7 protein-coding genes, 1 tRNA gene and 4 pseudogenes are annotated in these 8601 nt (G+C 59.6%); 9 read left to right on the top strand and 3 right to left on the bottom strand.

Annotated elements, in window-relative coordinates; translation table 11 throughout:
- From IVA82_RS00060 to IVA82_RS00045, 4 genes and pseudogenes are all read left to right on the top strand, one after another.
- Nucleotides 1-253: hypothetical protein (locus IVA82_RS00060; RefSeq protein ID WP_247387173.1), on the top strand; the 253-nt coding region annotated here is incomplete at its 5' end.
- Entirely contained in the window at nucleotides 223-1176 is a 954-nt protein-coding gene (locus IVA82_RS00055) for a LysR family transcriptional regulator (RefSeq protein ID WP_247387172.1), read from the top strand. The genes IVA82_RS00060 and IVA82_RS00055, both read left to right, overlap by 31 nt.
- Nucleotides 1177-1201: 25 nt before the next feature.
- Nucleotides 1202-1411: pseudogene (locus IVA82_RS00050) on the top strand (sensor histidine kinase); the annotation flags it as partial.
- Between the two features lie 389 nt (nucleotides 1412-1800).
- Nucleotides 1801-2348, top strand: a pseudogene (locus tag IVA82_RS00045) (dihydroorotase family protein); the annotation flags it as partial.
- Nucleotides 2349-3019: 671 nt separating this feature from the next.
- Here IVA82_RS00045 and IVA82_RS00040 read toward each other — a convergent pair.
- The 3 genes and pseudogenes from IVA82_RS00040 to IVA82_RS00030 all read right to left on the bottom strand — a co-directional run bounded on the left by IVA82_RS00040 (nucleotide 3020) and on the right by IVA82_RS00030 (nucleotide 5611).
- Nucleotides 3020-3095: transfer RNA gene (locus IVA82_RS00040), tRNA-Ile, on the bottom strand.
- 54 nt (nucleotides 3096-3149) lie between these two features.
- The gene (locus tag IVA82_RS00035; protein ID WP_247493117.1) at nucleotides 3150-4463 is read right to left on the bottom strand and encodes a DUF2130 domain-containing protein; all 1314 of its coding nucleotides are present in this window, start codon (nucleotides 4461-4463) and stop codon (nucleotides 3150-3152) included.
- Nucleotides 4464-4784: 321 nt separating this feature from the next.
- A pseudogene (locus IVA82_RS00030) lies at nucleotides 4785-5611 on the bottom strand (Ku protein).
- 162 nt (nucleotides 5612-5773) lie between these two features.
- Between IVA82_RS00030 and IVA82_RS00025 the strand changes: the two are divergent.
- The 5 genes and pseudogenes from IVA82_RS00025 to IVA82_RS00005 form a co-directional block, all read left to right on the top strand.
- Nucleotides 5774-5986 carry a hypothetical protein gene (locus IVA82_RS00025; RefSeq protein WP_247387171.1) on the top strand — a complete coding sequence of 71 codons (213 nt, stop codon included), beginning with the start codon at nucleotides 5774-5776 and terminating at the stop codon, nucleotides 5984-5986.
- 46 nt (nucleotides 5987-6032) lie between these two features.
- Nucleotides 6033-6380 carry a DUF6557 family protein gene (locus tag IVA82_RS00020; protein ID WP_247387170.1) on the top strand — a complete coding sequence of 116 codons (348 nt, stop codon included), beginning with the start codon at nucleotides 6033-6035 and terminating at the stop codon, nucleotides 6378-6380.
- 14 nt (nucleotides 6381-6394) lie between these two features.
- Complete coding sequence (locus IVA82_RS00015; protein ID WP_247387169.1) at nucleotides 6395-6640, top strand: hypothetical protein; 246 nt, start codon at nucleotides 6395-6397, stop codon at nucleotides 6638-6640.
- A 91-nt stretch (nucleotides 6641-6731) separates the two neighbouring features.
- Complete coding sequence (locus IVA82_RS00010; RefSeq protein WP_247387168.1) at nucleotides 6732-7688, top strand: histidine kinase dimerization/phosphoacceptor domain -containing protein; 957 nt, start codon at nucleotides 6732-6734, stop codon at nucleotides 7686-7688.
- Between the two features lie 704 nt (nucleotides 7689-8392).
- Nucleotides 8393-8601, top strand: a pseudogene (locus IVA82_RS00005) (hypothetical protein); the annotation flags it as partial.

The following is an 8601-nucleotide window of genomic DNA, read 5'->3' as shown; positions in this document are numbered from 1 at the left end:
TCGTCTGCTCATCGTCTCTCCTGATTCGCGGGCCTATCGTGCCCGTCGTCAGGCAGAAACTCCACTTAACGTCCTGTGCAGATTTCCGGAGCCGGCTCTCCTATCTCCTGAGCTTATGCGTGAATTCTACGGTTGGCGCCCTTGCGACGGCGCCCGGCCTCTCAATGGAGGAGGAAGGAAGGATGTCATGACGCGCGACTTTACCTTCGAAGGCTGCGACGAATGGATATTGAGCTTGCCAGGACTTTTTTAGAGATCGTCTCTACCGGAAGCTTCATCAAAGCGGCTGACCGTCTGCATGTCGCGCAAACGACGGTTAGCGCACGGGTGCGGCTCCTTGAGCAGCAGCTCGGGCGACCGCTTTTCGTTCGGAGTAAAGCCGGTGCGAGCCTAACCCCAGCGGGTGAGCAATTCCTTCGTTATGCTCCGACATTTGTACAACTCTGGCAGCGCGCAAAACAGCAGGTCGCGGTACCCGAAGGACACCGCGCAGTTTTAACGGTTGGAAGCGAGGTCAGCTTGTGGCAGCCGCTTCTGGTCGAGTGGGTCAGGATGATGCGGCGCGCGCATCCAGACATAGCGCTTCGCGTTCATGTCGACGTTCCTCAAGATCTAATCACGCACGTCGCGGCCGGACTCGTGGATATCGCGATCATGTACGCGCCCCAGCATCGACCCGGTTTGGAGATAGACTTGCTGATGGAAGAAGAACTCGTTCTGGTAACAACCGACCTCAAGACGTATCGCGCAAATGATCTCAGATACGTTCACGTCGAATGGGGACCGGATTTTTCTCTTCATCATGCGGTGAGTTTTCCAGATACGACCACCAGCCTGGTGGCCAATCTTGGTCCCTTAGCGCTCAACTATGTTCTGTTGGAGGGTGGTTCTGGTTACTTCCAAATGCATGCAGTTCAGCCCCATCTAGCATCCGGAAAACTACATCTAGTCCCTGACGCACCCCATTTCTCGTTCCCGGTCTATGCCGCGCACTCGACGAACGTAGAGGCTGGTACATTGAGTGCTGCGCTCACCGTGTTGCGCGCGGTCGCAAAGGCGGATAATCGACAGCGCGGCTTGATGCCTCACAGCTCGTCGAGCCAAATGGCAAAATTTGCGCGATCGTTACCGCAGTTGAGTGCAAGCGCAGCCTACGCTGAGGAAGAAGAATCGTGAGATTGATTCCTCGTGCGGTGAGAATGTCCGCCTGGACGAGCGAGGCGGCGCTGCGGGCCTGGGCCTTGCCATCGTTCAGGAAGTCCTGGATGCGTACGGGTGGGAACTGGAGCTCTCCAGGTCGGAGCTCGGCGGTCTGAAGGCGGCAATCGCTCCGAGATTTGGGTTGCCTAAACAGCCGCGTCGTTCCGCAAAAGAAGCGATCTCGTCCTCGACGCCTTCGCGGGAAGCCTGACATCTCTCCGACATGAGCCGTCAGCGGCTCGAGGGGCCGGCCGCAGTACCATTTGCGGATGCGGTACATACCCCCCGCCTCAAAGGCAGTAGCGCGCGCCATGCCTAAGCGAATCTGAAGGGCAGCTGCGTTGCTCAATCGATCGCTAGCTGCCCCATTTTCATTTGGAAACAGTAGCCAACCTATTGAAATTACTGGAGTGTGTTTCGACCATTTTTTCCAAATGCGCCTTGAAATCACTATATAATCAAGCAGGTTTTGATTCCGCCATTCGGAGATTCGATCTCTCCCGCCCCAGCCAGCCAGTCTTGCGGTTGGCGACGGGCTGCAACCTGCGCCTCCCAGGCCCGGAAATCCCGCCATGCGGTCTTTGCATGCAGGTGCGGATCCTCGACGAGGAGATCGACGTCGCGCGTTTAGTCGGCAAGGCGAAGATCAACCCACCGATCCGTCCGCGACGTGAGGTGGAGGCGTTGTGGCGGCATCTTGCCGCCGACCATGTCACTGTCGTCTCGACCGATCACGTCAGCTGGTCGGAAACCGCAAGAACGATCCCGAAATGTTGAAGAACGCATCAGGCGTGCCGGGGCTCGAAGTTCTTTAAGCACTGTTGCTCAAGGGTCTCTTCGAGCGCGCGGCTGGATTTCACATGGGCCGCGCGCTTGCACGCAGCCAACCCGGCGCGGTTGTTTCGCATCGGCCATCGCAAGGGCGCGATCGAGCCGGGCGGCGATGCCGATCTCGTGGTGCTGGCACATCATCCCCTTCGTTACGAACCGCTGCAAGTGGGCATGATTTCGTGGGATGGAGCCCGTACGAGGGAATTGAGTTGCCTTTCAGAGCGGTGGCAACTTTCCTGCGCGGGAGGCCGATCTTTGACGGAAAGACTGTGACATCTGATCCTGGGGCAGGTGCCTTTGTAAGGCGGGCGCAGTAGAAATTCGTCCGATTTCGTCAGGTCGGCTGGCAGAGTCATACTCATTCCGCAGAATGAGTATAACTCCACAGTTCGCAGGGACAGGCTTGAGACGCGTGCGTTGGCCAAGAAAGCGATGGATATCTCGATCGCCCGGTGTCGCATCGCTCTGTGCCCTGTGCCGGATGCGCTTGCGATCCGACACGCCCACGGACCGATCCAGCCGTGAGATCCAATTTCATCATGTTGCTCACGTTCTATTGAGGTGTTTCCTGAACTACGCCGATGTTGCGCCACCTATGATTTGTCCGCGCCGGCTTTGATCAATGCCGCCCCCACTGCCAAAGCTGATTTTAATTTCGCTTGAACGTGCATCGTTCTTGGCGTTTTCATTGCGAAGTGAACGATTTCGGCCAGTTTCCGGAATGCAAGGGGTGAAGATCGTCGTACGTGTGCACTCGGGTTGGAGCGGATGTGATCTTAGAAAGACCAACATGCGAATGGGAGGGCAAGATAAGAGGCACTGGCGCTCTAGGACCTTTCCGTCGAAAGGGTACCTCATTGCAAGTCGGGCGCCTTTGATGGCTATAGATTGATCCACGGACGAACGTGACACGAACAAATTAGCATCGTATCTGAGGCGGTTCGAAAAAAGAGCCACTTCCAACCGTGCAAGAAGTGCCTGATTTTATTGGTGGGCCCGGCAGGACTCGAACCTGCAACCAGACCGTTATGAGCGGCCGGCTCTAACCATTGAGCTACAGGCCCCGTTCCCATCGTCTTGGTGACGCGCAGTGAAGGGAGGCGATCGTCTTGTGAAAACTAGCTCGCCTTGCGTTCGGGCGGATCACCGGCTTCTAGCAGGGGAGGCGCCAAACTGGGAATTTCAGGCATTGACTTGCCGGCTATCGCTTGGAGGTCGCCCACCATCCCGACGGTCGAATCTATCACAGATACAATCTGTGTTTCGCGTTTAGCCCATTGGCGACCCATAAACTTGCGTTCCTTGTCCAGGTCGTCTCTCATGTCATTGAATTTCTCGATGACCGCTTCGACACGTTGCCGGAATCTGGTGCCGGTCAGATAGTCATAGACCTGCTCCATCTTTGTCTGCTGGCCTTGTTGCACGAGCCGTGCGCCGCATACGTCGAGCAGCGCTTGACGCAGCGCTACCGCAACGGGGAGGGCGCACCGAGGATGAGCGACCCACACGCCATCCATCAGATCGAATTGTTCGATGTGTTTGGGTAGCGCGTGCGAGATGATGAGCGATACGTCGGCGCCCGACCGCCGTTGGTCATCCCTGAGCTTCGCCAGCCAACCGTCGCTCCACGATTTGGTACGTTTCGTCTCCCATAGGATTATGCCTGCCGGCTGCCCGACGGCGCCGTTGACCTGCTGGATGACGTCGGCGCCAAGCTCGCCTTTGCCGACCGGTTCTATGATATCCGTTGGGAAACGGCTGCGTAAAAGCTCCTCGAGTTCCAGTTCGAGGACTTCGCCTTGGGCCTGTTGCGAACCTTGCTCCGCCTTGCGCTTGAGTTCCTCGATCGTACGTGCCATCGACTCGATCGTTTGATCCTTTTCGGCAACGCGAAGCCTAGCAGCGTCGTCGGCTTCCTGCCTGGCCTTGGTCTGAACCGTTGCAACGGAGGCTTGAACGCGCTTTTCGATGGTCAAGTCCAACTCACGCTTCTCATCGTCCAGCGCGCGCTGCTTGCGAATAAGTTCAGCCTGAGCCTGCTGGGCTTCGGCAAGCTTGCGGTTATTCGCCTCCAGAAGCTGACGGAGCTCGGCAGCCTCATTAATTTTCGCTGATAGTTCCGTGGCAGAGGCTTCGCGCGCCTTCTTGGCTTCAGAAGCGACAATCCGCTCGCGTTCGGCCGTCAATCGTTTCGCGACCTGGTCTTCGACCGCGTCGCGGTCCTTGGTGAGCTGTTCGCGTTCCAGACGGAGCGCCTCAGTCTTGCGCGCGACTTCAGCATCTTTTCCCGCGAGCTGTTCCTGGAAGCGCCGGCGGGTTTGCTCGAGGAGCGGCGCGGCAAGCGATTCCGTCAGTCGAATTTCGTGATTGCAGTTCGGACAATGTAAGGTAGGCTCGTATGCGCCATTCGTGGCTGCCGCTTTGAAGCTCATCGCGTTGATCTCATTCGTCGCTGAGTCGCGATTGAACCGTATTGGTGTGTCGGCGCCAGAGCGGAATGTGCGTGTCCACATGGGATTTCCACCTGTGGGCTTCAAAATCTGAAATCCGAACGTGCAGATCCGTCGAAATATTCCATAATCTATGTTATGCGAATCCATTGCCAGACCGACGGCATGCACGGCTTGCTTCATCGCCGCTTCGGCCTGTGCCTATGGATCGAAATCGCTGCCCATCGCGCGGAATATCGTAACAGCACGTCGTAAACGATTGGTGGCGGCCGCACCGTATGAATTCGGATGCACTGACGTCGGTCAGGCCGTCTTCCGCCTCGCCCCAGCCGCCGGCTTCTTCGCCGCCGGCTCCTTGGGCTTCTTGCCCTCGATCGGCATCAGCATCTCCTTCTGGCCGCTCGACGCCTTGCGCGGCTTCTTGGACGGCTTGGCAGCCTTCGCCGGCGCGGCCTCCTGCCCAACGCTCCGGCGCAGCGCCTCCGCGGTTTCGTAGTGGTCCTCGAACTTCTCCGGATCGAAGCGACCGGCCTTCTGATTCACGATGTGCTTGGCGAGATCGAGCATGTCCTTGGTGACTTTGACGTCCTGGATCTCTCCGAAATACTCGGACTTGGAGCGGACCTCGTATGGGTAGCGCAGCAGCGTGCCTTGTCCAGCGGCTCGAGCGCGATGATGTGCTCGCGGTTGGTCAGCACCACCCGCCCGATCGCGACCTTGTCCATCTCCCGGATCGTCTCGCGGATCACGGCGAAGGCGTCGTGGCCGACCTTGCCGTGCGGCCGCAGGTAGTAGGGCCGGATCAGGTAGCGCGGGTCGATGTCGGCCTTGTCGACGCACTCGTCGATCTCGATGGTGCGCGTGGATTCGAGCGCGACCTCCTCGAGCTCCTCCTTCGTCACCTCGATGAACTGGTCCTTGTCGAGCATGTAGCCCCTGACGATGTCCTCGTTGGGCACCTCGTCGCCGGTCTCGGCGTCGACCTTGAGATACTTGATGCGATAGTCGGTCTGGCGGTTGAGCTGGTTGAACGAGATCTTTTCGGACTCAGAGGTCGCCGGATAGAGCGCGACCGGGCAGGTCACCAGCGACAAACGCAGGAAGCCTTTCCAGTTGGCGCGGGGGGCCATTTACGCAGAGCTTCCACAGAACGGGCTGTGCGAATTCAAGACGAACGGCGGCGGCCGGTTCCGACATCTCCCCCGTCGTCCCAGCAATTTCATTTCCAACTCGATGTGCAACGCCACCGACACCGGGCTTGACTCTACGCGAACGAAAAGAGAACACTTGGCATGGCCGCCGCACCCAAACCTTCGCCGCCGTCCGCAGGCGACCTGGAGACAGCCGCCGACCACGCCATCGCGGCCTGCGGCGGCGACGCCCGGGAGGCGGTCAAGGCGCTGATCGTGACCGTCGACTTTTTGGAAGCACAGATCACGGAGCTTCGGGCAGCGGTCTCGACCGGATATTCGCGCGGGCGCCACGGCGCCGACGCCACGAGGTGACGACATGACGGTTGCGGAGCTATTCGCGTCCTTGGACCGGGATCCAATGATTGCAGAACTCGAACGGCAAAGCCCCCGACAGGTCGCGAACCGCGAGGGGCACATCCAGGCTTGGGACGAGATCGTCGGTCTGAAGTCGCTTCCGACGGAATATTCCTGCCGCTTCGACCTGGTGCGACATGCATCCGGACGCAGCCACATCGACGTCTCCGGCACGGCCGAAGGAAGCGACGATCTGCTCGCGATGGAGTTGGTCGACTGGCGCCAGTGGCTCTCGATGCGCGTGGTCCTGGGCGACGGCATGGCGGACGCGCCGCCGCCGACGGTTCTGGCCGCGATCCTCAATGAAATGACGTTCGCGGGCTACAGCAACCTCGAGGCGACCGGCAACTGAACGGAGGCACAAAGGTGTCGGAGGTGACCTATTACGTCGCGCTGCCATTCATCCCTTCCGACGACAGCATCGCGCTAGGCGAAGCCGTCGAGTGCTTCAGCGCAAACACCGCCGTCATGCGCGCCGAGGCGCTCGCGCGCAAGCCCGGCCACGTCGGCGCGCTGGCCTTCTCGCGGACGGGAGACCCGTCGAGCGGCGACTTCGGCGACAAGGTGATCCGGAAGTTCGGCGAGGTGCCCGACGATCTGAGCGCACTATGAAACCTGCGCCTGCTGATGGCAGGTTCATGAGGACCAGGTCCGCAGCGAGGTGATTCAAGGAACATGCGCTGGAACCCCAACGTTAGCGCAGATGGAAAGACTGCTGCTCCGCCTGATCGTCGTAACGCCACGATACCCGGTGTGGGTGCGATACCTTCTGACGCTCGGCCTGGTCGGAATTACGTTCACCGCAAAGCTCCTGCTCTTTGGCGCGCTGGACTCCCATCCTTTGCTGCTGTTTATCCCGGCGGTATTCCTTGCATCGGTGATCTTCGACCACGGGTCGGGTGTGATGGCCACCGTGGCGAGCGCAGTCATCGCTGCGGCCTATTTCATGTCTCCGCCGGCGACCTCGGCGATAGTCCCACTGACCGTCTTCCTGATAACGGGCCTGGTAATTGCCGCGGTCACCGAGACCTTGCGGGAGACCCTACTCAAGCTTTCGCAAGCCAAGTCGTACGGCGATGTCCTCCTGCAGGAGCTCGCGCATCGCACTAGGAACGACCTCGCGACCATCATCTCGATCCTCCGCCTTCAGGCGCGCTCGGATTCCAATCCCGCGGTGCAGGCCGCGATCGCCTCTGCCGTGGCGCGGGTGGAGGTAGTCGCCAAGGTGCACGACAGGTTGCGCGTCGCCGACAGCGACCTCGTCGATCTCGCGCCCTACGCGGAGCGGCTATGCGGGAGCCTGGCGGACTTTCATCGCGGAGTGCGTCCGATCGCGATACGGGTGCATTGCGACTCGATCTCCGTGAAGAGCTCTCAGGCGGGATCCATCGGGCTGATCATCAACGAACTGGTGACGAACGCGTTCAAGTACGCCTTTCCGGAAGGACAAACCGGCACGGTGGAAGTGAACATCAGGGCGATGGACCGTAAGGTCATGATCACCGTGCGGGACGACGGAATCGGCTGCCCCAGCGAAGCGAAGAGCGGCTTGGGGACCCGCCTCATCAACCTGCTGACAGCACAGATGAACGGAAGCATGACCAGGGCCCCTTTGCCCCGCGGCTGCGAAGTGCAGGTCGTGGTGTCAGTCAACAGCTGACCGACCCTCTCCGAGATTGACCGAGCGGAACCCAGGCCGAGAAACCCGCTCGAAATCCTTCGCCAAGAGCCGTCCCTCGAAAACTCGACTGGGTTCGCAGCGAGATCGAGCGCATGGGCGGCCAGATACGCGCTCAGCAGCGCGAGCTCCGGATGCTGCAGCACGCGGGAATCATGCATCGCGCCAATCCGCCACCGCCCAAAAAAACGAAACGGCGCCCCCCGGCAAAAGCCAAAGCATAGCCACGCCGCCATTGATCCGCTGGTCAATCCAGGAAATCCGCCGCATCGCCATCAGGCTCGCTCGGAAGCGGATTCAACCCGCACACATCATCGCATGGTCTTTCTGGCGCAGAGCTCACCAGGCGGCCGCTCAACGCGCCCACTTCAAATCAAAAAAACAACTGTAATGCTAGGCAGCGCGCTTCCGATCGCGCCTAGTACCCGGAATCAGAGCTCAGTGATACGGCGGCCTTTGGACGAAAGGTGGACTTCTCTCGCTTCGGTAGGCCTCCGATCTTGAATTGCGACTCACGCTTTAAGAAAAGGGAGTACTAGATGCGAACCTCAGTTGTGAGGAGCGGGGTAACTGATCGTGTTGACGGCAGGCAGCGGTACTCGGGTTGTCGCCTGACGACACCGCTACTATTTAAGGTGGGTGAATAGTTGCCTCGGCGCGCGACTTTGGAATCTGGAGCCTCGTTGATGCATCATGGTCTGATCCCTGACAGTGCTGCTATCGCCGTACTCACGACGCTAATCGCCCAAGGCGCAACACACCGTGCGGACGCTGCATCACTGGCAGAAGTGCGGCAGAATGGTATCCTACGCCTCTGCGCCAACCCATCCGCACTCCCTTATTCGAACCTCACCGATAGAGGCGGTCTTGCCGGGTTCGAAGTCGAACTCGCGGA

It is taken from the genome of Bradyrhizobium sp. 142, from assembly GCF_023074015.1.
In the GTDB taxonomy this organism is placed as follows: domain Bacteria; phylum Pseudomonadota; class Alphaproteobacteria; order Rhizobiales; family Xanthobacteraceae; genus Bradyrhizobium.
This window is presented reverse-complemented; position numbering and strand designations above follow the sequence as displayed.

Excerpts from the sequence above, each read along its gene's own strand:
- IVA82_RS00035 (WP_247493117.1), bottom strand. The coding sequence starts at position 4,463 with ATGAGCTTCAAAGCGGCAGCCACGAATGGCGCATACGAGCCTACCTTA.
- IVA82_RS00055 (WP_247387172.1), top strand. The coding sequence starts at position 223 with ATGGATATTGAGCTTGCCAGGACTTTTTTAGAGATCGTCTCTACCGGA.
- IVA82_RS00025 (WP_247387171.1), top strand. The coding sequence starts at position 5,774 with ATGGCCGCCGCACCCAAACCTTCGCCGCCGTCCGCAGGCGACCTGGAG.
- IVA82_RS00010 (WP_247387168.1), top strand. The coding sequence starts at position 6,732 with ATGGAAAGACTGCTGCTCCGCCTGATCGTCGTAACGCCACGATACCCG.
- IVA82_RS00020 (WP_247387170.1), top strand. The coding sequence starts at position 6,033 with ATGATTGCAGAACTCGAACGGCAAAGCCCCCGACAGGTCGCGAACCGC.